Annotated in this window: 18 protein-coding genes; 10 read left to right on the plus strand and 8 right to left on the minus strand. The window is 66.4% G+C overall.

The genetic code is table 11. The features are described from left to right. The 3 genes from LJ737_RS26460 to LJ737_RS26470 form a co-directional block, all read left to right on the plus strand. Positions 1 to 1,216: T9SS type B sorting domain-containing protein (locus LJ737_RS26460; protein WP_227769792.1), on the plus strand; the 1,216-nt coding region annotated here is incomplete at its 5' end. 437 nt (positions 1,217 to 1,653) lie between these two features. Beyond that, positions 1,654 to 2,538, plus strand: a complete 885-nt coding sequence (gene fabD / locus LJ737_RS26465; RefSeq protein ID WP_227769793.1) for an ACP S-malonyltransferase — start codon at positions 1,654 to 1,656, stop codon at positions 2,536 to 2,538. A 70-nt stretch (positions 2,539 to 2,608) separates the two neighbouring features. Beyond that, positions 2,609 to 3,781 (plus strand): hypothetical protein, encoded by a 1,173-nt coding sequence (locus LJ737_RS26470; RefSeq protein ID WP_227769794.1) that lies wholly within the window; start codon positions 2,609 to 2,611, stop codon positions 3,779 to 3,781. Positions 3,782 to 3,788: 7 nt separating this feature from the next. Here the strand turns inward: LJ737_RS26470 and folK are convergent, their stop codons facing one another. The 3 genes from folK to LJ737_RS26485 all read right to left on the minus strand — a co-directional run bounded on the left by folK (position 3,789) and on the right by LJ737_RS26485 (position 6,275). Beyond that, positions 3,789 to 4,292: a 2-amino-4-hydroxy-6-hydroxymethyldihydropteridine diphosphokinase gene (gene folK / locus LJ737_RS26475; RefSeq protein WP_227769795.1), complete on the minus strand. Its 504-nt coding sequence runs from the start codon at positions 4,290 to 4,292 to the stop codon at positions 3,789 to 3,791. A 184-nt stretch (positions 4,293 to 4,476) separates the two neighbouring features. Next, complete coding sequence (locus tag LJ737_RS26480; protein ID WP_227769796.1) at positions 4,477 to 5,340, minus strand: alpha/beta hydrolase family protein; 864 nt, start codon at positions 5,338 to 5,340, stop codon at positions 4,477 to 4,479. Positions 5,341 to 5,393: 53 nt separating this feature from the next. Next, positions 5,394 to 6,275: a DUF3667 domain-containing protein gene (locus LJ737_RS26485; RefSeq protein ID WP_227769797.1), complete on the minus strand. Its 882-nt coding sequence runs from the start codon at positions 6,273 to 6,275 to the stop codon at positions 5,394 to 5,396. A 116-nt stretch (positions 6,276 to 6,391) separates the two neighbouring features. Here LJ737_RS26485 and LJ737_RS26490 point away from each other — a divergent pair, with 116 nt between their 5' ends. Both LJ737_RS26490 and LJ737_RS26495 read left to right on the plus strand, forming a co-directional pair. After that, a complete protein-coding gene (locus LJ737_RS26490) occupies positions 6,392 to 7,381 on the plus strand; it encodes a polyprenyl synthetase family protein (protein WP_227769798.1) in 990 nt (329 codons plus the stop codon). A 346-nt stretch (positions 7,382 to 7,727) separates the two neighbouring features. Then, entirely contained in the window at positions 7,728 to 9,173 is a 1,446-nt protein-coding gene (locus tag LJ737_RS26495; protein WP_227769799.1) for a hypothetical protein, read from the plus strand. A 260-nt stretch (positions 9,174 to 9,433) separates the two neighbouring features. Here LJ737_RS26495 and LJ737_RS26500 read toward each other — a convergent pair whose 3' ends face one another. Next, a complete protein-coding gene (locus tag LJ737_RS26500) occupies positions 9,434 to 9,748 on the minus strand; it encodes a hypothetical protein (RefSeq protein ID WP_227769800.1) in 315 nt (104 codons plus the stop codon). A gap of 201 nt (positions 9,749 to 9,949) precedes the next feature. Here LJ737_RS26500 and LJ737_RS26505 point away from each other — a divergent pair, with 201 nt between their 5' ends. Further along, positions 9,950 to 11,338, plus strand: a complete 1,389-nt coding sequence (locus LJ737_RS26505; protein WP_227769801.1) for a cytochrome P450 — start codon at positions 9,950 to 9,952, stop codon at positions 11,336 to 11,338. Positions 11,339 to 11,438: 100 nt separating this feature from the next. Further along, a complete protein-coding gene (locus LJ737_RS26510) occupies positions 11,439 to 13,367 on the plus strand; it encodes an ATP-binding protein (RefSeq protein WP_227769802.1) in 1,929 nt (642 codons plus the stop codon). A gap of 294 nt (positions 13,368 to 13,661) precedes the next feature. On the opposite strand, the gene LJ737_RS26515 is transcribed toward LJ737_RS26510, so the two are convergent. The 3 genes from LJ737_RS26515 to LJ737_RS26525 form a co-directional block, all read right to left on the minus strand. Further along, complete coding sequence (locus LJ737_RS26515; protein ID WP_227769803.1) at positions 13,662 to 14,789, minus strand: MBL fold metallo-hydrolase; 1,128 nt, start codon at positions 14,787 to 14,789, stop codon at positions 13,662 to 13,664. Beyond that, complete coding sequence (locus tag LJ737_RS26520; protein WP_227769804.1) at positions 14,786 to 15,874, minus strand: adenylate/guanylate cyclase domain-containing protein; 1,089 nt, start codon at positions 15,872 to 15,874, stop codon at positions 14,786 to 14,788. The genes LJ737_RS26515 and LJ737_RS26520 overlap by 4 nt, the downstream gene beginning before the upstream one ends. A gap of 349 nt (positions 15,875 to 16,223) precedes the next feature. Next, positions 16,224 to 16,712 (minus strand): hypothetical protein, encoded by a 489-nt coding sequence (locus LJ737_RS26525; RefSeq protein ID WP_227769805.1) that lies wholly within the window; start codon positions 16,710 to 16,712, stop codon positions 16,224 to 16,226. Positions 16,713 to 17,053: 341 nt separating this feature from the next. On the opposite strand from LJ737_RS26525, the gene LJ737_RS26530 reads away from it, so the two are divergent. Both LJ737_RS26530 and LJ737_RS26535 read left to right on the plus strand, forming a co-directional pair. After that, positions 17,054 to 18,535 (plus strand): serine hydrolase domain-containing protein, encoded by a 1,482-nt coding sequence (locus tag LJ737_RS26530; protein WP_227769806.1) that lies wholly within the window; start codon positions 17,054 to 17,056, stop codon positions 18,533 to 18,535. Positions 18,536 to 18,667: 132 nt separating this feature from the next. Continuing rightward, on the plus strand, positions 18,668 to 19,243 hold the full coding sequence (locus LJ737_RS26535; protein WP_227769807.1) for a GNAT family N-acetyltransferase: 576 nt from the start codon (positions 18,668 to 18,670) through the stop codon (positions 19,241 to 19,243). A 267-nt stretch (positions 19,244 to 19,510) separates the two neighbouring features. Here the strand turns inward: LJ737_RS26535 and LJ737_RS26540 are convergent, their stop codons facing one another. Further along, a complete protein-coding gene (locus LJ737_RS26540; protein WP_227769808.1) occupies positions 19,511 to 20,815 on the minus strand; it encodes a peroxiredoxin family protein in 1,305 nt (434 codons plus the stop codon). A 184-nt stretch (positions 20,816 to 20,999) separates the two neighbouring features. Here LJ737_RS26540 and LJ737_RS26545 point away from each other — a divergent pair, with 184 nt between their 5' ends. Next, entirely contained in the window at positions 21,000 to 23,288 is a 2,289-nt protein-coding gene (locus LJ737_RS26545; RefSeq protein ID WP_227769809.1) for an aconitate hydratase, read from the plus strand. Positions 23,289 to 23,417: the final 129 nt, after the last annotated feature.

The raw sequence follows: 23,417 nt of genomic DNA on the forward strand, positions 1-23,417 counted from the left end.
CACCGTGCGCTGGACCGCCCCGGCCCCGGCCGCCGCTTTCCCCGCCCCGCGCGGCTACCGCCTCTACCGCGCCGAGGGCCAGAACCCGGCCGCGACGGCCTTCTCCTTGGTGCGCACGGCCACCAGCCTGAGCGACACGGTGCACGTGGACACCAACCTGGACACGCAAAACAAGGCTTACACTTACCGCGTGGATTTCTTCCGCGGCACGCCCGAGGTGCTGGAGCAAACCGCCCCGGCCAGCTCCGTGCGCCTCAACGCCGTGGCCAACCCCACGGCTACAACCGTCAAGCTGACCTGGACCTACAACGTGCCGTGGGACAACAGCCAGTCGCGCACCCGCATTTACCGGCGGGATGCGGACCCGGCCGCCCCCTTCGTGCTAGTGGGCGACACCCTGGGCACCCGCACCGGCGGCACCTTCACGGACCGCAGCAGCTCGCTGCGCAAAGACCAGACGTACTGCTACCGCGTGGAAACGGTGGGCACTTACGGGGCGCCCAATCAGCCCAGCAACCTGATCAACCTAAGCCAGGTGCAGTGCGTGACGCTGGCCGCCATTCCGTGCACGCCGGTGCTGACGCTGCTGCCCGTCAACTGCGACAGTATTGCCGCCCTGGCGCAGCAGGCGCCTAACCGCGGCCGGGCCCTGCTCTACACCAACCGGCTGACCTGGACGGTGGGTACCACCCCGGCCGGCTGCGGCCGCAACGTGTCGTACTACCGGGTGCTTTACAGCCCTACACAGGACGGGCCGCTGCTGGAAATCGGCCGCACGCCGGTGCGCAGCTTTGTGCACAGCAACCTAGCTTCGGCGGCGGGCTGCTACGCAGTGGTAGCGGTGGATTCGCTGGGCAACAGCAGCGCCCAAAGCAATGTGGCCTGCCAGGACAACTGCCAGTTCTTCCTGCTGCCCAACATCTTCACCCCGGACAACGACGGCCGCAACGACGTATTCCGCCCGATTTCGTCTTCGCCCATTGTACGGGCCAAGGTGCAGATTTTCAACCGCTGGGGCGCCAAGGTGTACGAAGGCAATGCGTCTTCCGACCTGACGCTGTGGGACGGCGGCGGGGCAGCCCGCAACGAAAGCGGCGGCCGTGACTCGGGCGCCAAGGCCACGGCCGGTACATACTACTACCTCATCGACGTACAGTTTGCCGACCTCAACCGCACCACCAAAACCTACAAAGGCTGGGTAGAGGTAATGCGCTAAACGGCGCGGATCAGTCCATAAAAGGGCCGTCGGCAACGATGGCCCTTTTTGTTGGCTGATGGGCTACGAATCGGTGGCGCCCTGGCACTGATGCTGGCGGTGCTGTTCTGTACACCCGCCCAAACCGGCTGGCGCGGGCCATTTCCTCGTGCTGGGTAGCGTCGGACAATAGGGAAGTGCGACGCCTGCCGCTGGCCCAAGTCGGGGTGCAGAAGCTGTCGACTGGCTAAGATTTTTCATCCGCCGCAACGATAATTGAAAGCCAGGCGGCATCCTCCGCGTGGGTGACAAACGCCCGGGGCGCCGGCTGACGTGCCGCGGAAGCGAGGGCGGCCGGGTTTTGCGCATAAGGGCTTCATTGCGCACCTTGCGGCCCGTTTGGGCGGCCGCGCCGTACAACGACTTCACAACGCTTTTCCCCACCGACCTTTCCCCGCATGAAAGCAGTAGTATTTCCCGGCCAGGGCAGCCAGTTTACCGGCATGGGCCGCGAGCTGTTCGAGCAGCACCCCGAGGCCCGCGCCCTGATGACGCAAGCCAACGACATCTTGGGCTTTTCGCTCACCGACATCATGTTCTCGGGCTCCGAGGAAGACCTGCGCCGCACCGACGTGACGCAGCCCGCCATTTTCGTGCACTCGGTGGCGCAGTTTGTGGCCACGCCCGGTTTGCAACCCGCCATGGTGGCCGGTCACTCCCTGGGCGAATTTTCGGCCCTGGTGGCCGCCGGCGTGCTGAAGTTTGAAGACGCGCTGCCGCTGGTGGCCCGCCGCGCCCAGGCCATGCAGGCCGCCTGCGAGGAACAGCCCGGCACCATGGCCGCCATCCTCGGCCTCGACGACGCTACCGTGGAGCGCATCTGCCAGGAAATTACGCAGGCCGGCAACGTGGTGGTGGCCGCCAACTACAACTGCCCCGGCCAGCTGGTCATCAGCGGCTCCAAGGCCGGCGTCGAGCAGGCCTGCGAAGCCCTGAAAGCCGCCGGCGCCAAGCGGGCCCTGCCGCTGCCGGTGGGCGGCGCCTTCCACTCCCCGCTGATGCAGTCGGCCGAGGCGGCGCTGGCCGAGGCTATTGGGCGCACCACTTTCAGCACTGGCCGCTGCCCGGTGTATCAGAACGTGGACGCCGCTGCTCACTCCGCCCCCGACGAAATCCGCCAAAACCTGATCCGCCAGCTGACCGCGCCGGTGCGCTGGACGCAGTCGGTGCAGCGTATGAGCGAGGACGGCGCCACCGAGTTTGTGGAGTGCGGGCCGGGCAAGGTGCTGCAGGGCTTGGTGAAGAAAATTTCGCCCCAGGCCGCCACGGCTTCGGCCCAATAACCCGAGCCATTTCAGTACGTTCGTTGAAAGAGCCGGTGCCAACCGGCTCTTTTAGCATCCGCCCCACCGCATGAACCCTGCCGCACCTGCCGCATCTTGGTTGAGGCCCCGCGCGGCCGTGGGGGCCGCGGCGGCGCTGGCCACGGTGCTGCTGCTGGGCCTGCTGCTCTACGCGTTGTTGCCCGGCCTGGCCCGCACCGCCGACTCCCGCCACTACCTGGCCGCTGCCGCGAGCGTGGCCAGAACGGGCCAGTTGCTCAACGCCGACGGCACGCCCTATACTTCCTGGGGGCCCCTGTATCCGCTATTGCTGGCCCTGGGCGGGTCGCACGCAGTGGCCTGGGCTACCGCGCTGCACCTGGTGGCCAGCGTGGGGTGCCTGTGGAGCTGGGGCTACCTGGCCGCGCAGTTGCTGCCGCGCCGCGCGCTGGTGGCGTGGGCGCTGGTGGGGCTGGCGCTGGCCGCGCCCTGGCTGATTACGGCCAAGTTCATCTGGGCCGAAGCGGGCTTTCAGGCCTTGTTCGGGCTCTACGCGGTAGCCTTGTACCGCTGGCTGCGCACCGGACGGGCAGGCGGGTTGGCGGCGGCTACGGTCGTGGGCCTGCTGCTGCCGCTGCAGCGCACCTCCGGCGTGTTCCTGCTGCTCGGCGTGGGCTTGGGAATAGGGCTGGCTTATCCGGCCGAATTGCGCCGCTGCTGGCGCGGGCTGCTGCTGCACGCGGCCGTTATCGGCAGCGGGGTAGGAGGGTGGCTGTGGTACGCCCAGCGCGCGGCCCTGCGACCCGAGGTGTACCGCAGCCGGGGCTGGCAGGGCCTGCGCGAAACCTTCGGCGACTACGGCTACGTGCTCACGCGCTGGCTGGTGCCGGTGCAGCAAGCCGGCTGGCCCAAGCACTGGCTGTTCGAGCTGCTGCTGCCCGGGCTGCTGCTGGGGCTGGCGGCGCTGGCGTGGCGCAGCCGCCGGCCCTTCCTGCGCCTGCTCGGCACAGTCATGCTCACCTATCTGCTGTGCCACATTGGTATTACGGTGATGAGCCGGGCCGGCGGCAACGTGTACGACGTGGAGCGCTACGCCGCGGCCGTCTACGGCCCGTTTGTGCTGCTGCTGGCCGATGGGGCCGCCCGCCTGGCCGCCGGCCGGCGCTGGCTGCTGCTGCTGCTGGCCTGCTGGCTAATCTATCCGGCGGTGCGGGCGGTGCGGGTGGCGCGGTTTTGCCACCAGCTGCCGGTGCCGCCCCGCTGACGGTGCCCTACAAATCCCCGAGCCAAGGCTCGACGGGCAGCTTGTCGGGGCAGTCGGCCAGCAGGTCGGCCACCGACTTGCCGAGCTGCGGGTGCACGTAGGTGGTAGCAATGTCGGCCAGGGGCATCAGGGCAAACAGGCGCTCGGGCAGGCGCGGGTGCGGAATGGTCAGCGCGGGCGTATCAAGCACGAGGTCGTCGTAGAAGAGAATGTCCACGTCGAGGGTACGCGGGCCCCACAGCTCCAGTCGTTCCCGGCCCAGGTCGGCTTCGATCTGCTGGCAGGCGGCCAGTAGCTGCTCGGGCGCCAAGTCGGTGTTGAGCTGCACGGCTTGGTTGAGGAATGCCGGCTGGGCTTCCTGGCCCCAGGCCGCCGTTTCGTACACGCCCGACACGGCCACCAGACGGCCGGCTTTGCCGGCCAGGGCCACGAGGGCGCGGTGCAGCGTAACGACCCGGTCGCCGAGGTTGGAGCCGAGCAGCAGGTAAGCAGTGTGGGCGTGGTGTTTCATGCGAGGGGAGAATTGCAGGTGCCGGAGGGGCTAGCGCCCGACCCGGCGGCCAAAATACAGCAGGTTTTCAACCTGCGGGGCGCCGCCGCGCCAGCCGGGCGTTTAAGCCGGAAGCGCCGGCCGAACATCAGGCTGATTGTGGGCCCCGGTTACGCTGCTGGCAGGCGCCAGCCGGAGCAGCCGGTCAGTGCTGCTCGAAAAACGCGGCGGTGCGCTCGGCTACTTCCTGGGCCAGCGGCGGCAGCTCGGTTTCGGCCCAAGGGTGGGCGCCGCCGAACATGTGCCCCGCGCCGGGCAGGATGACCACTTCCGCGTCGGGCTTGGCCTGCTGCAGCAGCGGCACCTTGTCCACCGGCAGCGTTTCGTCCTGGTCGCCGTGGATGATGAGCAGGGGCTGGCGCAGCCGCAGGCGCAGGTTGTGCTGAATATCGAGGCGGCGGCGGTTCTGGTGGTAGTCCTCCACAATCTGGAAGTACAGCGGCAACTGCTGCTTGGTGCGCGTGTTTTCCACGTGCAGCACGCCGGCCTGCTGCCAGTGCTGCATCATCGGCTCGGGCCAGCCAGGGTTGACGTCGGTAATGGGGGCCCAGGCGGCCACGGCGCGCACGCGGGCGTCTTCGGCAGCCTTGAGCATAGCCAAGCCCCCGCCGCGGCTGTGGCCCGCGAGGTAGAGGCGGCCCAAATCCATTTCCGCCGCCGGCACCGGCGTCTGCCCGGGCTGCTGCAGGGCGTCGAGCAAGCAGCCGATGTCGTCGAGCTCGATGCTGAAGTTGTTGCGGCCGAAGGCGTCGAGGTCCTCCAAATCCCCCGTGCCGCCGATGACCACGCCGTTGTGCGAGAGGTCGAGCTTGACGAATACAAAACCGCGCCGGGCGAAAAAATCGGCCAGCACGTTGAAGTGGCCCCAGTCCTTGAAGCCCTTGAAGCCGTGCACGAACACCACCACCGGCTTGGCGCGGCCATCGGGCACGAGGCGGGCATCGGCGGCGAAGGCGCGGCTGTGGTGGGCGGGCGTCAGCGTGAAGTCGAGGCGGGTAGGAGCGGGCATAACAGCGGAATAAGGCGGGTTCAGCAACACAACCGGGGCGTGCGCGCCCAGTTTTAGAGCAGCGCGTAAGTGACCAGAAACAGCAGCAGGCGGTAGACGCTGACCAGCAGCCAGAAAAAGCCGATGCCAACCGCCAGCCCGCGGGCCGCGGCCGTCAGCGCGCCGCCCCCGTAGGCGCGTCGCAGCAGCAGCCCCGCCCATGCCGCAATGCCCAGGGCAATGAGGACGGTGGCCAGCATGTCCCGGTCGCTGAAGCCCAAGGGGTGGGCCCGCACCCGGTTCACCAGCGCGATGAGCAGGCTGATAGGGCCCACCAGCACCAGCTCCACCAGCAAAACCTGGCTGATCAGGTGCGTGGCCGTGGTCACGTGCTCCAGAAAGTAGCGCCGCTGCCGCCAGAGCAAGACCGTCAGCAGCAGGGCCAGCAGCGGAATGAAGGCAACAATCAGCGTCTTCGACAGCACGTTGGCCGAGGCGTCGAACTGCCCGGCCAGCTGCTCGACCGGCAGGCCGCGCCGCGCGGCCAGCTGCTGCATGCGGGCGGCAGCCCAGGCGCCGTACCAGTTGCCCAGGTGGTAGCGCCAGGGCGTGTTGAAGATTTGCAGCCCGAGCTGGTGGGCCGCGAAGACAAACAACAGGTTGACAACCAGAAACAGCTGCAGGGGCTTGGGCCAGGGCACCCGGCGGCCGGCCAGCACGTCACGGGTCATCAGGCCGGGCCGGCGCAGCAGGCTCCACGCGCCCCGCACCACTTTCAGGTCGAAGTGAGTGGCCGTGTCGACGGCGTGCTCCAGGAAGTGGCCGAGGTGGTAGTCGTGGTGGTCGAGGCGCTTTTCGCCGCAGCGGTGGCAGAACGGCCCCTGCAGGGCGGCGCCGCACGTGGCGCAGGCGGCGCCGGCGTCGACGAGGGGGGCGGTGGGGGCGGGGGCTGACACGGGCAGGCGAGCTAGTGGTTGCGCAGGGACAATCTACGCAGGCGGCGGCAGCAAACCCGCCCCCGAAAGCCGAAAACTGCCGCCGCGTGCGTATCATTGCGCGCCCCAACCGCCGCATGAAATATTCGCTGGACGATATACAGGCCCCGATAGCGGCCGAAATGCAGGAATTCGAATTGAAATTCCGCCAGTCCATGCAAACGCGGGTGCTGCTGCTGGACAAAATCATGGGCTACATCATCCGGCGCAAAGGCAAGCAGCTGCGCCCGATGTTCGTGTTCCTGACGGCCCACACCGCCAGCCCCGACCCCACCGCCCCGCTGCCCGAGGCCACCTTCCGCGGCGCGGCCCTCATCGAGCTGCTGCACACGGCCACGCTGGTGCACGACGACGTGGTGGACGAATCCAACTACCGCCGCGGTTTCTTTTCCATCAACGCCTTGTGGAAGAACAAGATAGCCGTGCTGGTGGGCGACTATCTGCTCTCACGCGGCATGGCGCTGGCCCTGGAAAACGACGACTTCGCCTTGCTCAAAATCGTCAACAATGCCGTGCGCGAGCTGAGCGAAGGGGAGCTGCTGCAGATTGAAAAGGCCCGCCGCCTCGACATCACCGAGGACGTGTACTTCGACATCATCCGCCAGAAAACAGCCTCGCTCATTGCATCCTGCACGGCCGTGGGCGCCTCCTCGGTGGGCGCTAGCAAGGAAGCGGTGGAGCGCGCCCGGATGTTCGGCGAGAAGGTAGGCATGGCTTTTCAGATCAAGGACGACTTGTTCGACTTCGGCACGGCCGAAATCGGCAAGCCGGTGGGCATCGATATCAAAGAAAAGAAGATGACGCTGCCCTTGATTTACGCCCTGCAGCAGGCTTCCTGGCTGCAGAAGCGCCGCGTCATCTACAACGTGCAGAACAACGACGGCCGCGCCGACCGCGTGCAGGCCGTCATCGAGTTCGTGAAGAAATCGGGCGGGCTGGAGTACGCCGTGGAGCGCATGAAGCAGTTTCGCGACGAGGCCCTGGCCATTCTGCACACCTTCCCCGCCTCGCCGGCCCGGGTGTCGCTGGAGCAGTTGATTGATTACACCATCGAGCGGGAGAAGTAGGCGAAAAGGCCTAGCAGCGGCTCACTAGCAGTCATTGCGAGCGAAGCGCGGCAATCCTTCCGCTAGTAGCACCGCCGCCCAGTCCCTGCCAACCGTAGCCGACCCCACTCGCAACCAGCGTCACCGGTTTTGCTGGGGCCGGTCTTGGTTGGATGAGTTTTCGGTTTCTGCCAGCGGTGCCGCTGTGCCGCGAGAGGAAGGATTGCTTCGGCTGCGCCTCGCAATGACTGCCGGTGAGCCGCCGCTTGGAGTTTCCTGCGGGTGCGTGGTGCCGCGGCAGTCGCGTAGCTTTGCTACCGTGCCAAAGCCGGCCTTGCCGGCACTTCCGAGGTTTCTGCCGCTGCCCATGCCCAAACGCTTTCCCCTGAGCATCCTCATCCTGTTCGTGCTGCTCGATTTGGGCTACACGTTCTGGCAGAACTACCAGCTGCCCTTGGAAGGCGACCTGCCGCAAATTGTGCTGCCCGCGCCCGACTGCCGGCAGGTGCTCGGGGACCCGTTCGGTTGGGCGGCCCTCACGCGCCACGAGGTGTACGTGGCCCCGAATCGTTTTTTCGCCCACGCGGCCATGGTGGGCTATTTTAAGTCGGTGCCGTTTGGGCTGCAGAAGCTGGGCCTGAGTCCGGTCAACAGCATTTACGCGGCCTGCGCCTTGTTCAATACCCTGGTGCAGGCGCTGATCATGTACGTGCTCGGCCGCTACGCCAGCGGCACCTGGCGGCTCTCGTCGCGGAAGCTGTGGGTGACCATGGCCCTGCTGGTACCGCTGTTTCAGGTCGGCGGTTATCACAACCAGATGGGCATTGCCGACAACTCCATCACCTACACCTTCTTCTACGCCTTTCCGCTGCTGCTGCTGCTGCTCTACTTCCTGCCGTTTTACCAAGCCGAAGTCGACGGGCGGCCCTTCCGCGTGGGGCCGCTGACCTGGCTCGGGCTGCTCGGGCTGATGGTGGTGCTGAGCTTCAACGGGGCCATCGTGCCGGGCGTGGTGGCGGTGCTAAGCGTGGGCATTGGGCTGCGCTGGCTCGTGCAACAAGGGCCGCTGCTGCGCCAGGGGCGGGTGGCCGAAGTCTGGCGGCGCATTCCCTGGCAGCCGTTTGGGCTGCTGCTCATCTTCGGGCTGCTGTGCCTGTATTCGCTCTACATCGGCACCTTCGAGGCCGAGCAACTCACGCACGATTTGCCGCTGTGGGAGCGGTACCAGCGCCTGCCGCTGGGCCTCAACGACCAGTTTCGCCGGCCTGGCCTGCCCATCTTCCTCGGCGCGGTGCTGCTGAATTTGGCCTTGATTCGCTGGCGCACGCCCGCCACCGATGCGGGCCGCCGCCTGCTGCGCGCGGGCCGCTGGCTGGGCCTGTTCGCGCTGGTGTTCATCCTGCTGCTGCCCCTGGGCGGCTACCGCAACTACCGCCCGCTCATCCTGCGCCGCGACTCGGTGCTGCCCATTCTGCTGGCGCTGATGGCTCTCTACATCCTCACGAGCTACTATTTGCTGCGCCACCTGCCCGCCGCGCAACGCCGCGCTTACCTGGCCTGGGTGCTGGTGCTGTCGGCCTTTTACACGGTTTCCGACCACCCGTGGCTGGTGCGCACCAACGCCTGCGAACGGCAAGCCTTCCGGACCCTGGCCGAAAGTGCCGGCCCGGTGGTACGGCTGCCCAACGACTGCACCGTCATGGCCTGGGACCTGGCCACTTACCCCGAAGCCTCCGAAACCCCGGCCCAACTGCTTGACTACTGGGGCGTGACCTGGGGCAAGCGGCTGTACGTGCAGGAGCCGAAGCCGTAGCACCACCTAGATCCAAGGCAGGCTGTGGGCCGCAGCCCGATGCGTTGGGGATGGATAGACCAGAAACGACGCCCTCGTAATGCCTTGGCCGTCAGGTTTGGTGAGGCGGCCGCGCGGGGGCTTTAGCGCACAACGAAGCGGCGGAGATGCCGCGGCGGGTTCAGCAGGATGCTCTTGCTGCGCTCCGGCCACCTAACCTAGAAAGACGACGGGGCCGCGGCATCTGCCGCGGCCCCGTCGTGCAGGAAGCCTCCGGGCAACTATTTTTCTTCGGCCGGCGGAATTTGGTAGCTCACGCTGCCTTGCGCCACGTCCGACACGTCGAAGGTGACCCCGTCGAAGGTGCTCTTGATGGTAATCTGGTGCGTCATGTCGCAGCCGGGGCACTTGATTTCCTCCTTCTCGAACTGCCCGTCGTCCTCGGTGGAGTTGGCCAGAAGGTCGGGAGCCGGAATGCCAATCAGGTCGGTAAAGACCTCCGTGTGGCACTTATTGCACTCGAATTTCAGGCCGACGGTGTGGCCTTGCAGGTCGCTGAGCGGGGCGGGTTCGTTGGCTTTTTGCTGAATCCACATAGGGACGAAGGGTTTGGTTTGGAGAAAGGGAAGAGGCAGGAAGCTGAAGATGGGCCCGGGCGGGCCGCGTCTGAATGGTACGCAGGCAGCGGCAAAAAGGTCGACCTGGGTCGGGCCCCCGGGCCTGGCACGGCGCCCGCCCGCGTCGTACCTTCACTACCGAAGCCGGCCCAATAGTACAGCCGGCGCGTTCTGTCTGGTATGACGCTCGTCACTTCGTCTTCTGCGCTGCCCCGGGTGCCGCGGCTGCTTTCCTTCCGCAACTCCTGGGCCCTGGCCGCCGACCCCATCCCGGTCATCACCGGCTACCTCGATACCTACGGCGACACCCTGGGCCTGCACCTGGGCGGCGTGCGGCCCACCCTGCTCACCCGCGACCCGGGCCTGATTCAGCACATTCTGCAGAAAAACCACCGCAACTACCCCAAATCCGACATTTCGCAGGGCTTGGCGCGCTACCTGGGCCACGGCCTGCTCACGGCCGAGGGCAACTACTGGCTGCAGCAGCGCCGCCTCATCCAGCCCGGCTTTCACCGCCAGCGCCTGGCCACGCTCACCGAGCTCATGCTCGAGGTCATCGACGAGTGCCTGGCGCCGGTGGTGGCCGCGGCCCGGCAGCAGGGCGGGCGCACCGAGGTGCCCGTGCACGAGCTGATGACGGCCACGGCCTTCCGCATCATTGCCCGCTCGGTGTTCAGCACGGCCATGAGCGAGGACGAGCTGCAGCGCCTCTCGCGCCTGCTCACCGAGTTGCAGGCCTTCTACGTGCGCACCCTGCGCCAGCCCTACCTGCGCCCCTGGCTGGGCTTGCGCGGGCAGTACGGCCACCACGACCGGCTGGCCGCCGAGCTGCGCCGCCTCATCCGCGGCTACATCCAGCGGCGCAAGCAGCAGCCCGGTCCGGGCCCCGACGACCTGCTGCAGATGCTGCTGGACGTGCGCTACGAGGACACCGGCCTGCCCATGACCGACGAGCAGGTGCTCGACGAGGCCATCATCCTGCTGGTGGCCGGCCACGAAACCTCCGCCAACGGCCTCTCCTGGCTGTGGTACCTGCTGGCCCGCCACCCCGACGAAGCCGCCCGCCTGCGCGCCGAAATGCAGGTGGTGCTCGGCGCCCGCCGGCCCACTTTTGCCGACCTGCCCCAGCTGCCCTACGCCCTGCAGGTGGTGCAGGAAACCTTGCGCCTCTACCCGCCGGTGTGGATGGTGGACCGCCGCGCCGCCCGCGACGACGAATACAACGGCCTGCGCCTGCCCCAGGGCACGCTGATTTCGGCCTACCTCTACGGCGTGCACCACCACCGCGCGCTCTGGGACGAGCCCGAAGCGTTTCGGCCGGCGCGCTTCGAGCCCGAGGCCCTGCGCCAGCAGCCGCCCTACGCCTACCTGCCCTTCGGCGGCGGGCCACGCCTCTGCATCGGGCAGCAGTTTGCCCTCACCGAAATGCAGCTGGTGCTGCTGGAAGTGCTGCGCCGCTTCGAGGTGGAGTGGGTGGCGCAGCCGGCCGTGCTCATGCGCCCGCTCATCAGCCTGCGCCCCCGCCACGACATCCGGTTGGGCTTCCGCCTGCGCGAAATGCACGCGTAATTTGTTAACCCTGAACGGTTGGGATAACTCAGTATGATACCCGACCTTTGCCAGCTTCCCTGAGGCCTGACAGGGTGTTTTCGCACCACAGTTGCTCTTTATGTCCACCATTCTTGCGCCTGAGTCGGTTTTGCCGACCACCCTGGAAGCCGCCCACGCCGAGATTCACGCCTTGCGCGCCGCGCTGGCCGAGCAAACGGCGTTGGCCCGCATCCCGGCCCAAAACCCCAACCCGGTGTACCGCCTCGGGCCCGGCCAGCAGCGGCTGTTTGCCAACGCCGCCGCCGACCGGCTGGCCAGCGAATTGGCCGCCGCCGACATGGCCGCCGGGCGCGAGCAGGCGTTTAGCTGGGCCATGGAGGCGCTGGCCCGCGGCGAGGAAATGCAGCGAGAGCTGCACGTGGGCGGCCGCTACTTTGCGGCCCGGCTGGTGCCGTTTCCGCGGGAGCAGTACGTGAACCTGTACCTGACCGAGCAAACGGCGCTGGTGCTGGCCCAGCGCGAGCAGGCCGCCCAACAGTCCTTTATTCAGCAGGTGCTCGACGCGGTGCCGGTGCTGGTGTACGTGCGCGACGCGGCCGGCAACTACGTGTTTCAGAACGCCATTACCCGCGAGATGGGCGAGCAGCTGGCCGCCAGCCAGCCCACGCCCGAGCTGGCTGCCGAACAGGCCCGGCAGCTGGCCAGCTACGACGCGGCCGACGCCCAGGTGCTGGCCACCGGCCGCCAGCTGGTGGTGGAAGACGAGCTGACCCTGCCCAACGGCGACAGGCGCTGCCTGCATACCATCAAGCAGCCCCTGCGCTGGGCCGACGACGAGGTGCACGTGCTCGGCGTGTCGGCCGACGTGACGGAGCTCAAGCGCGCCACCGACGCCGCCACGGCCGCGGCCAAGGCCCGCGAGAATTTCCTGGCCAACATGAGCCACGAAATCCGCACCCCGCTCAACGGGGTGCTCGGCATGGCCAATCAGCTGGCCAAAACCGCGCTCGACGCCCGCCAGCAGGAATTGCTGGGCATCATCCGCAGCTCGGGGCAGCACCTGCTGGGCGTCATCAACGACGTGCTGGACATGGCCAAAATCAGCTCGGGCAAGCTGGAGCTGGCCCAGGAGCCCTTCGACGTGTGCGAGGTGCTCTACCAGGCCGCGCAGCCGCTGTTTGTGCAGGCCGCGGAAAAAGGCATCCACGTGGAAGCCATCCGCCTGCACGAATCCTGCCCGAACCCGCAAGTGCTCGGCGACGCGCACCGGCTCAGCCAGATCATCCTGAACCTGTTCTCGAACGCCATTAAGTTCACCCCGGCGGGCGGCACCATCACCGCCGGCGGCTACCAGCTGGCCGAAACCGACGACGCCCTCACCATCGAATTCCGCTTCGCCGACACCGGCGTGGGTATCGCGCCCGACAAGCTGGACCGCATCTTCGAAAACTTCACCCAGGCCTACGCCGACACCTCGCGCCACTTCGGCGGCACAGGCCTGGGCCTGACCATCTCGCGGGCCCTGGTGGAGCGCATGGGCGGCACGCTCTCGGTGCAAAGCGAGCTGGGCAAGGGCAGCACCTTCACCGTGCACCTGACGCTGCCCCGCGCCAAAGCCGAGCCCGCCGCGCCCGCCCCGGCCACCACCGACGGCGCCAGCTACGACACCGGCGCCTTGCGCGGCCGGCGCCTGCTGCTGGTCGAAGACAACGACATCAACCGCCTGGTGGTGCGCATGCTGCTGGAGGAGTGGGGCGCCGAGCTCGACGAAGCCGAGGACGGTCCCGAAGGCTTGGCCCTGGCCACCGCCCACGCCTACGACGCGGTGATGATGGACATCCAGATGCCCGGCATGAGCGGCCTGGAAGCCACCGCCGCCATCCGCGCCCTACCCGCCGAGCGCGCCCAGGTGCCCATCTTGGCCCTGACGGCCAACGCCTTCCAAAGCGACACCGAGCAGTACCTGGCCGCCGGCATGAACGACTGCATTGCCAAGCCCTTCGAAGAAGCCGAGCTGTACGCCAAGCTGGCCGCGCTGGTGCGGTGAGTAGCCACGCGCGGAATTGCCCGTCATGTCGAGCGCAGTCGAAACATCTCGCGGGCTCCGTTGAACAGCCCGAAGCGACGTCATTCCAGGCAAAGTCGAGGAACCTCGCGTGCTGGCAGCTACCGAATAAATGCCCGAACGTCATTCCGAGCTTGTCGAGCAATCTTGCGTGCTGACGTCCGGTAGTATGTTCCTCGTTCAACGAGCGGAATACTTGTGGATGTCAGCACGCCTGATTCCGCGGCTTCGCTCGGAATGACGTTCGGGCGTGCCGGACTGCCACACGTCAGCTGCTTACTGCCACCACCGGTTCTGCGGCGGGGGGCCGGCGCCGAGCGTGACGGGCTGGCCCAGCTCGGGCGTGGTGATGGGCAGGCCGCGGCGGGCGGCTTCGGCCCAGGCGCGGGTGACGGGCTCGTTCCAGGGGTGGTGAGCTTCGGTGAAGGCGCCCCAGTGCACCGGCTGGTAGAGGCGGGCGCGCACGTCGAGGGCGGCCTGCACGCTCTGCTCGGGCATCATGTGAATCTGGCTCCACTGCCGGTCGTATTGCCCGCACTCCATCAGCGCGAGGTCGAAGGGGCCGTATTGCTGACCAATCCGCTGGAAGTGCGGGCCGTAGCCCCCGTCGCCGCTGTAGAACACGCGGCGCGTGGGCGTCTTCATCACCCACGACGACCAAGAGGTGGAATTCCGGTTCGTGAGGCCGCGGCCGGAAAAGTGGCGGGCCGGCTGGCTGATGACCGTCAGGCCGCCGGGCAGCTGCAGGGAGTCGTTCCAATCCAACTCGTGAATCTTCGTCTCCGCTACGCCCCACAGGCGCAGGTGCGCCGCCACGCCCAGCGGTACCACGAAGTGCGCGACTTTGTCTTTGAGCTTGACAATGGTTTTGTAGTCGAGGTGGTCGTAGTGGTCATGGGAGATGAGCACGGCGGTGATGCCGGGCAGCTGCTGGGGGCTGATGGCCAGCTGCGGGTTGTAGCGCTTAGGCGTCACCCAGGAAATCGGGCCCATGTCCACGCTCAGCATGGGGTCGAGCAGCAGGTTTTGGCCGGCTATTTCCACCAAGCTGGCCGAGTGCCCGAACCACGTCACGCGCAGGGTTTCGGCGGTTTTTTGCCGGATGCGGGTTGAGTCGAGCGGCTGGGTAGGCAGCGGGGCGACGGGCTCGGTATTGGGCACTTTGCTGAACAGAAAGCGCCACAGCGCCCCCACCATGCTTCCGCCGGTCATCATTTCGGTGGGCACCAAGTTCTCGAACTTGCCGTCGTGGTAGCGGCCGGTTTTAGCGTAGGCGGCGCGCTCGGCCTTGGTGGGCTTGCCGCCCAGCTCGGGGCTGAAGTTGGCAAAGGCCACGCCGGCCAGCAGCAAGAGCAGCAGCAGGCTCAGCACCCAGCGACTGAGGGTTTTTAGGGGTTTTCTCATGGAAGAATGTGGAGGTATTCCTGCACGTCGAGCAGCTCGGTGGCGCGGGCTTTGCCGCGCAGGGGCTGCCCGCCGAGGGGCGTAAACTGAAACTCGGGCTGCGGGCCCAGCTGCTGGCGCAGCGCGTCGGAAATCAGGAATTTGCTGCCCAAGGCGTTGCACTGGCTCTGGATGCGGGCGGTGGTGTTGAGCACGTCGCCGTGGTACACCAGCTCGCGGTGAGCGGTGCCCACCAGCACCGTGGTCACCAGCCCGCCGTGGGCGCCGGCCTTGAATTCGGGCACCGCCCGGTAGTGGCGCTGGTAGTAGTCGCGCCGCTCGTCGATGGCTCGCTGCATCTCGAAAAAGCAGTGCAGGCAATTGGCAAAACGCAGGCCCAGGGCGGCGGGCCAGGTCACCACCACTTCGTCGCCCACGTACTGGTACACCTCGCCGCGGGTGGCCACAATGGCCGGGCTCACGTCGCGGAAAAAGTCGCGCACCAAGCGGCTGTAGGCGTCGTTGCCGAGGGCTTCGGCCAGCTGGGTCGAGCCCTTCAAGTCGACGAAGAGGAAGATGCGGTCCTCGGTTTCGGGCTGCTGGTAGCGCCCGCCCAGCAGCTCCTGCAGGCGCTGCCGGCTCATGCCCTGCAAGAGCTGCCGCATCAGCGAGGTGACGAACACGGCCAGCAGGTAGATGACCGGCACCAGCAGCAGGTGGCGCAGCGGCCCGGCCGTGCTAGGCGCCGGCTCGCTCCACAACTGCGGCAACCCTAGCCGGTAGGCCACGAAGCGAAACCCCGCGTAGAGCAGCCCCAGCAGCAGCAGGTGCCCCAGGCCCTGCAGCAGTTTGGCCGCCCACAGCGAAAACCGCTGCACCAGCCACGGAAACACCGCCGCTTCGAGCACGCCCAGCAACCAGCCGATGGGAAAGCCGATTAGCGCCAGCGGCAGCAGCGCCCGATTCGGTACCCACAGCAGCAGGGCCATGGCCAACAGCACCGCCACGAATACCCCGCCGACGCTGCCCACGGTTTGCAGCAAGTGACGCTGGGCCGCCCAGAAGCGGGCCGAGCGGGCGGCAGAAGCAGTGCGGTAGATGGGCATGGGGCGGCAGGCAGGAGCGGGGCCGGGGCGCCGCGGTAAATTGGCAGTCGAGATGATACGCGAAATATTTTACCGCGCCGCCGTTACGCCGTGCGAAAAGCCCGTTATGCCCCGCGCAGCCAAGCCGTATCCGCCTCGCCAATACACCCAATGCCCAAGCCGTCACGTCTAGACTGCGCGTGACATGAGACCTGGGCATTGGGTGTATTGGCCTGAATAGCAGAGAAGCTGCCGCGGCTGAGGTTCGAACGGGAGGCGGAACCAGCCGAAGGCCACTGCGGCTAAACAACACCGCCCCGGCCGAAAATCGACCGGGGCGGTAGTCATCAAGAGAGAAGGGACGGGGTGTTTAGCTGCGGCCTTGCTTGAAGTCAGCGCGGTGGCCGTCGTGCTGGCCGCGGCGCTGCTGCATCTGCTTCAGGCGCTCCTGGCGCTTGGCCTCCAGCTGCGCGTACTGCTTTTTGCTGAGCACGTCCTGGAGCTTCTTGCTAGTGTCCTGGTGGATGCGCTGAGCCTCGCCGCGCAGTTGGCTGCGGTCGGTGCCCTGGGCGCGGCCGCGCAGGGCCTGCATCTGCAGCTGCTGCTCCTGGAAGATCTTCGCTACTTTCTCCTGCTGCTTTTTGCTTAGATCCAGTTCCTTGGCCATGCGGTCGAGGCGCTGCTGCCGGCGCTGGGCGTCGTCTTTGCGGCCCTTTTTGTGGCCTTTGTCGCCGTCTTTGCGGCCGTCCTGGCGCAGCTCGCGGCGGTCCTGGGCCTGGAAGTCGGTGGCGAAGGTGCTACCGGCAAACGAGCCGGCCAGACCGAGGATAAGCGCGAGGCTGAAGAGTTGCTTTTTCATGGGTGACAAACGGTTGGGGAGGTTGGTGTCGAAGTTGAGAATCAGGACGCTGCGTCCTTGCCAGCTTCTTTGCAAGCCCAGTGCCGAAGTGCCGCTCAACCATCCCGTTTCTCTGGCATCGGCTCCGAAAACCCGACGAATGGCCGCGTTTTCTCGCCCATTCCAGGCGGGCGAATTAGGCCACAGCAGATGTTGCTGCCGGCTGCCCAGCCCGGCCACCCGGGTTGGCTGATCAGTTTCTCCGGCTTGCACGATGCCCGGCCTCGGTAACCTTTTGGCCGAAGCTCAGTTTCCGGCCGCACATCCTCCAACGCCCGCTGCCGGCGCACTGCTGCTGTTCTATGATTGCAATTCACAAACTCCTTTTCCTGGCGGCTGGTCTGCTGGTCGGGGCAATGCCCGGGGCGCGGGCTCAACCCGGCCCGGTGCCGGCCGGCGCGGATGCCGCCATCCACCGCCTCGGTACCGCTTTCGTGCGGGCATCCGGGCACGTGGGCCTGTCGGTCGGCATCGTCGACCACGGCCAGACGCGCCTCTACCAGTTCGGCTCGACGCAGCAAGGGTCGCCGCAGGTGCCGACCGCCCAAACGGTGTACGAAATCGGCTCCGTCAGCAAGACGTTCACCAGCCTGCTGCTGGCCCAGGCCGTGGTGGAAAAACGCGTGCAGCTCACCGACGACATCCGCCAGTACCTGGACGGCGACTTTCCTAATCTGGCCTACGCGGGCCAGCCCATTCAGCTGCTGCACCTGGCCACCACCACCTCGGCCCTGCCGGATAACTTTCCCGACCCGAAAGCCTTTGCCGGCGTGCCGGCCGACTCGCTGGTGCCGCTGCTGGCCCGCACGGCCGCTTCCTACACCCGGCAGCAGTTTTTTCAGGACTTGCGGCAGGTCCGGCTCACCGTGGCGCCCGGCCAGCAGCCGCGCCACTCCAACGTCGCGGGCCAACTGCTGGGCTACATCCTGGAGCGGGTGTACCAGCGGCCCTTCGCCGAGCTGCTAGCGACCAAGCTCGAACAGCCCCTGGCCCTCTCGCCCGGCACCGCCGCGCCGTCGGCGCTGGCCGCCACCGGCTACAACGACCGAGGCCGGCCCATGCCCGCCCTGCTGCTGGCCGACATGCCCGCGGCGGGCGGCTTGCGCTACAGCCCGGCCGATATGCTGCGCTACGTAGCCCACCAGCTCGATGAGCAGCAGCCGGCCGTCAGGCTGAGCCACGAGGTGCGCTGGGGCACGCCCGCCACCCAGGCCATTGCCCTGAACTGGGTGGTGAGCAAGACCGTCGACGGGCAGCGGCGCCTGCGCCACTCGGGCGGCACCTTCGGCTTTGCCAGCTTCTGCGACCTGTACCCCGACCAGCAAACCGGGCTGGTGCTGCTGGCCAACGAATCGGACCCGGCCACCCAGGACGCGCTGCAGCAGCTCTCCGAGCAAATTATGGTGGCGCTGCACGGCGAGCCGCCGGCGCTGCTGGCCCTGCAGGCCGCCCTGCAGCAACGAGGATATGCCCGGGCACCCGCGGCTGTGCGGCAGGCGCGGCGCCAGCACCCCGAATTATTCTTAGGCGAGGACTACGTCAACAATTGGGGCTACACCCTGCTGGCCCTGGGCAAGCTGCCCGAGGCCCTCGAAATCTTCAAGCTCAACGTGAGCTTGTACCCGGCCAGCTGGAACCCCTACGACAGCCTGGCGGAAACCTATGCGCGGCTGGGCAACCGCAAAGCCGCCGTTGCCAACTACCAACACTCGCTGAAGCTCAACCCGGCGAATACGAATGCGCGCGACTACCTCGCCAAGAACCACGCTGCGCCGGCTCCTTAGGCACCGGGTGGGGTGGCAGCTGATCAATGCTGCGCTGCATCGTGCCACGCCCCGGGGGCGAGCTTGCCGCCGCAGGCGGGGGCCGTGGGTTTCGCAGATGAATCAGAACCGGATGCTTGCTACTTTGCCGCCATGCAGCTCCTGATCCTCGAAGGCCGCGCGCCGGCCGCTATTCCCCGCCTCGAAACCCCCGACCTCATCCTGCGCGGCCCCCGCCCCGACGACCTCATCGAAGCCGCCGCCCTGCACCAGGATCCGGCTTTCTACCGCTACCTCGGCAACCAGCCCAACGACGAGGAAACCGTGTGGCGCCGCATCCTGGGCCAGCAGGGTCTCTGGGCCATGCTCGGCTACGGCAGCTGGTCGGTGGAGGAAAAAGCCACCGGCCGCTTCATCGGCACCACCGGCTTCTTCGACTACCAGCGCAACCTGACGCCGTCCCTGAAGGGTACGCCCGAAGCCGGGTGGGTGTTTGCCCCGCGCGTGCACGGCCGCGGCTACGCCAGCCAGGCCGTGCAGGCCGCCCTCACCTGGGCCGACGAGCATCTGCCCACCCCGCGCACCGCCTGCATCATCGACCCCGACAACGCCGCCTCCCTGCGCCTGGCCCACAAGTTCGGCTACCGCGAGTACGCCCGCTCGCCCTACCACGACTCGGAAATTGTGCTGCTGGAGCGCCCCCGCGGCGGCCGGCCGCCGCAGCAGTAATCTGGGTATCCGGCAGCAACATAGGCTTTCATTGGGGCTCCTCACAACGGTAGCACCGGCCGTCATTGCGAGGCGCAGCCGAAGCAGTGCTTCCTCTCGCGGCACGACGCCGCAACTGGCAGAAGCCCAAAAAGACACCGCCCGAAACTGGAATTACCGGTTTCGGGCGATGCTGTTTTCGGTTGATGGGTATTGCGTCGGCAACGTTACTAGCGGAAGGGTTGCCGCGCTTCGCTCGCAAGGGCGGCCAGTGCTACCGGCGCGGGGCTACTCCGCCAGCAGTTGGTCGATGGTCGTGTTGAATTCCGCTTTTTCCTGCTCGTAGTATTGGCCGGTGCCGGGGCCCGAGAAGCCGGTGTGCACCTTGCGCACCTCGCCCTTCTTGTCGAGGAAAATGGTGGTGGGGAAGGCCAGCACCTTGGCCAGCTGGGGCAGGGCTTTGCTGGCCTCGGCCGCCGAAGCCTGACCCGCCACGGCCAGGTCGTAGCCGATGTTCATGCGCTGCTTCATCTTGAGCAGCTTCTGGGATGCCAGCTTTTGGTCGGGCGTGCGCTCGAAGCCCAGGCCGATGATTTCAACCCCGCGCTGCTTGTTCTGCTCGTACCAGGGCGCCAGGAAATTCGTCTCATCCATGCAGTTTGGGCACCAGGAGCCCAGTACTTGCACCACCACCACCTTGCCTTTGTATTTCGGGTCAGTAGGAGAGATGCTGCCGCCTTCGTAGATGTTCGGAAACTTGAAGTCCAGCCGCTTCTGACCGGGTTTTAGGCCCGTGAGGGCGTTGGCGTCGGGCAGCTTGGCGTTGGGGTCCAGCTTGGCCGTCCAGGTTTCGTGGCCCGACTTGCCGCTGTAGAAGTCGCCCTTCAGGGTGCCGTCGGGCTGCTTTTCGGCGCTGAACAAAAAGGCGTGGCTGCCGTCGAACGTCGACAGCTTCATCGCGTTGCCGCCTACGTTGCCCGCCAAGTAGCGGTAGTCGCCGGTGGAGGTCAGGAAGGTACCCGTGACGTCGGTGCCCTCTTGGTGGAATACGCCCACAGCCGGGTACGTTTCGCCGTCGTCGCCCTTAAACGTAACGTTCCAGGTACCCTCAAACGACTGCGTTGCCATGCCTCCTTCCCCAACCGCCCCGAATATCCGGTGCACGTTGCCCGATCGGGCATCGAAGCGTAGCCGGTAGGGCTCCTTGGCGTCGTACTTCACCCAGGCGCCTTCCAGGTTGGGGCCGTGCGCGTACACCACCAGGGCCGCGTCGAACACACCCAGCCGGATGGTAGTGGAGTCACCGGCCGTAGTTATTTCATCCAGCTTCAGCCGCTCGTCGCCGTTGCGCAGGGTCACGGTGGGCTTGCCGCCCTCCTCGTTTACGTCGAACAGGAAGGGAATTTCCTGGCCCTGGGCCTTGAGCACGCCGCGCCAGCTGCCGGCCGACAGCTCGCTGCCCGCGATGCGCGGCGGGCCGTCTTCGGAGGCAGTAGCATTTTTGTCACCGCCCGAGTTGCAGGCCGTCAGCAGGGTGGTGAGTAGGGCGGCGCTGCCCAGGAGCAGGCGGCCCGAAACGAAAGGAAAAGTCATCTGTTACTAAGGAAGATGGGCGCAAAAAGACCCGAAAAAGTACACTCCGTTGCCGACCCCAATGGTCGAACCCGCGTACAACTCCGCGGCGAATATAAAGTTTGCCGGCCGGTGAGGCGGGGCCTATATTTGCGCCTTAGCCGCTTTAGGCTTGGTTTTGTCACCCTTTTCCCGCTGATATCCCATGGCGTTTGACCTGGAAATGATCAAGACCGTGTACAACGGTCTGGGCGAGCGAGTAGAAGCTGCCCGCCGCGTAGTGGGCCGCCCCCTCACGCTGGCCGAAAAAATCCTATACGCCCACCTCTACAACGGCGCGCCCGGCCAAGCATTCGAGCGCGGCGTTTCCTACGTTGACTTCGCCCCCGACCGCGTGGCCATGCAGGACGCCACCGCCCAGATGGCCCTGCTGCAGTTTATGCAAGCCGGCAAAGTGAAAGTGTCGGTGCCCTCCACGGTGCACTGTGACCACCTGATCCAGGCCAAAGAAGGCGCCGAAGAGGATTTGGCCATTGCCAACTCGGAAAACAAGGAAGTGTACGACTTCCTCGCCTCCGTATCCAATAAGTACGGCATCGGCTTCTGGAAGCCCGGTGCCGGCATCATTCACCAAGTGGTGCTCGAAAACTACGCCTTCCCCGGCGGCATGATGATCGGTACCGACTCGCACACCCCGAACGCGGGCGGCCTCGGCATGCTGGCCATCGGCGTGGGCGGTGCTGATGCCGTGGACGTAATGGCCGGTATGGCCTGGGAGCTGAAATTCCCGAAACTCATCGGCGTGAAGCTGACCGGCAAGCTGTCGGGCTGGGCTTCGCCGAAGGACGTTATCCTGAAAGTAGCCGGCATCCTGACGGTGAAAGGCGGCACCGGCGCCATCGTCGAGTACTTCGGCGAGGGTTCCGAAAACATGTCGTGCACCGGCAAGGCGACCATCTGCAACATGGGCGCCGAAATCGGGGCTACCACCTCGGTATTTGCCTTCGACCAGTCGATGGTGACCTACCTGGCCGGCACCGGCCGCCAGGAAATTGCCGACGCGGCCAACGCCGTGGCCGACCACCTGCGCCCCGACCCGGAAGTGTACGCCGACCCGGCCAAGTACTACGACCAACTGATCGAAATCAACCTCTCCGAGCTGGAGCCGCACGTCAACGGCCCCTTCACCCCGGACGCTGCCTGGCCGATTTCGCAGTTTGCGGCGGCCGTTAAGGAGCACGGCTGGCCCGAGAAGCTGGAAGTAGGCCTGATCGGCTCGTGCACCAACTCCTCGTACGAAGACATTACCCGCGCCGCGTCCATCGCCGAGCAAGCCGTGTCGAAAGGCCTGGCCGTCAACGCTGAATTCACCGTGACGCCCGGCTCGGAGCTGGTGCGCTACACCGTGCAGCGCGACGGGCTGCTCGACACCTTCGCCCAGATGGGCGGCGTGGTGCTGGCCAACGCCTGCGGTCCGTGCATCGGCCAGTGGGCCCGCCACACCGACGACCCCAAGCGCCGCAACTCCATCATCACCTCGTTCAACCGCAACTTCGCCAAGCGCAACGACGGCAACCCGAACACCCACGCCTTCGTGGCCTCGCCCGAAATCGTGACGGCCTTCGCCATTGCCGGTGATTTGACCTTCAACCCGCTGACCGACACCTTGACCAACAAGGAAGGCCAGCAGGTGAAGCTCGACGAGCCGCACGGCGTGGACATGCCGCCCCGCGGCTACGCCGTGGAAGATGCCGGCTACCAAGCGCCCGCCGAAAACGGCCTGGGCGTGCAGGTAATCGTGGACCCGAACTCCGACCGCCTGGAGCTGCTGGAGCCCTTCAAACCCTGGGAAGGCACCGATCTGACGGGCCTGCGCCTGCTGATCAAAGCCCAGGGCAAGTGCACCACCGACCACATTTCGATGGCCGGCCCCTGGCTGAAGTACCGCGGCCACCTCGACAACATCTCGAACAACATGCTGATCGGCGCCATCAACGCCTTCAACGGCGAAGCCAACAGCGTGCGGGATTACGTAACCCAGGGCGACGGCTACAACGCCGTGCCGCAGGTAGCGCGTAACTACAAGTCGATGGGCATCGGCACCATCGTGGTGGGCGACGAAAACTACGGCGAAGGCTCCTCGCGGGAGCACGCCGCCATGGAACCGCGCCACCTGGGCGTGCGCGCCATCCTGGTGAAGTCGTTTGCCCGTATCCATGAAACCAACCTGAAGAAGCAGGGCATGCTGGCCCTGACCTTCGCCAACAAGGCCGACTACGACCTGATCGAGGAGGGCGACACCATCGACATCATCGGTCTGACCACGTTTGCCCCCGGCAAGCCCCTGCAGATCCGCCTGCACCACGCCGACGGCGACACGGACCTCATCACGGTGAACCACACCTACAACGAGGGCCAGATCGAGTGGTTCAAAGCCGGCTCGGCCCTGAACCTGATCCGTCTGCAGCAGTCGACGGAGCAGCCGGTAGCTTAAGCTGCCCGCAGGCTCAGCAATGCGAACCGGCCGCTTCCCGCGAGGGAGGCGGCCGGTTTTGCGTTTGCTGGAATGAGGAAAAAAGAACGTCGTGCAAACCATGGTGTTAATGCTCGTTCTTTGCGCCGA

It is taken from the genome of Hymenobacter sp. 15J16-1T3B (genome assembly GCF_020711235.1).
In the GTDB taxonomy this organism is placed as follows: Bacteria; Bacteroidota; Bacteroidia; order Cytophagales; family Hymenobacteraceae; genus Solirubrum.

Bases quoted from the DNA above. Each gene is read 5' to 3' on its own strand.
- LJ737_RS26525 (WP_227769805.1), bottom strand. From the start codon at position 16,712: ATGAAAAAGCAACTCTTCAGCCTCGCGCTTATCCTCGGTCTGGCCGGC.
- LJ737_RS26540 (WP_227769808.1), bottom strand. From the start codon at position 20,815: ATGACTTTTCCTTTCGTTTCGGGCCGCCTGCTCCTGGGCAGCGCCGCC.
- LJ737_RS26510 (WP_227769802.1), top strand. From the start codon at position 11,439: ATGTCCACCATTCTTGCGCCTGAGTCGGTTTTGCCGACCACCCTGGAA.
- LJ737_RS26545 (WP_227769809.1), top strand. From the start codon at position 21,000: ATGGCGTTTGACCTGGAAATGATCAAGACCGTGTACAACGGTCTGGGC.
- LJ737_RS26490 (WP_227769798.1), top strand. From the start codon at position 6,392: ATGAAATATTCGCTGGACGATATACAGGCCCCGATAGCGGCCGAAATG.
- fabD (WP_227769793.1), top strand. From the start codon at position 1,654: ATGAAAGCAGTAGTATTTCCCGGCCAGGGCAGCCAGTTTACCGGCATG.
- LJ737_RS26530 (WP_227769806.1), top strand. From the start codon at position 17,054: ATGATTGCAATTCACAAACTCCTTTTCCTGGCGGCTGGTCTGCTGGTC.
- LJ737_RS26480 (WP_227769796.1), bottom strand. From the start codon at position 5,340: ATGCCCGCTCCTACCCGCCTCGACTTCACGCTGACGCCCGCCCACCAC.
- LJ737_RS26470 (WP_227769794.1), top strand. From the start codon at position 2,609: ATGAACCCTGCCGCACCTGCCGCATCTTGGTTGAGGCCCCGCGCGGCC.
- LJ737_RS26505 (WP_227769801.1), top strand. From the start codon at position 9,950: ATGACGCTCGTCACTTCGTCTTCTGCGCTGCCCCGGGTGCCGCGGCTG.
- LJ737_RS26520 (WP_227769804.1), bottom strand. From the start codon at position 15,874: ATGCCCATCTACCGCACTGCTTCTGCCGCCCGCTCGGCCCGCTTCTGG.
- LJ737_RS26515 (WP_227769803.1), bottom strand. From the start codon at position 14,789: ATGAGAAAACCCCTAAAAACCCTCAGTCGCTGGGTGCTGAGCCTGCTG.
- folK (WP_227769795.1), bottom strand. From the start codon at position 4,292: ATGAAACACCACGCCCACACTGCTTACCTGCTGCTCGGCTCCAACCTC.
- LJ737_RS26535 (WP_227769807.1), top strand. From the start codon at position 18,668: ATGCAGCTCCTGATCCTCGAAGGCCGCGCGCCGGCCGCTATTCCCCGC.
- LJ737_RS26500 (WP_227769800.1), bottom strand. From the start codon at position 9,748: ATGTGGATTCAGCAAAAAGCCAACGAACCCGCCCCGCTCAGCGACCTG.
- LJ737_RS26495 (WP_227769799.1), top strand. From the start codon at position 7,728: ATGCCCAAACGCTTTCCCCTGAGCATCCTCATCCTGTTCGTGCTGCTC.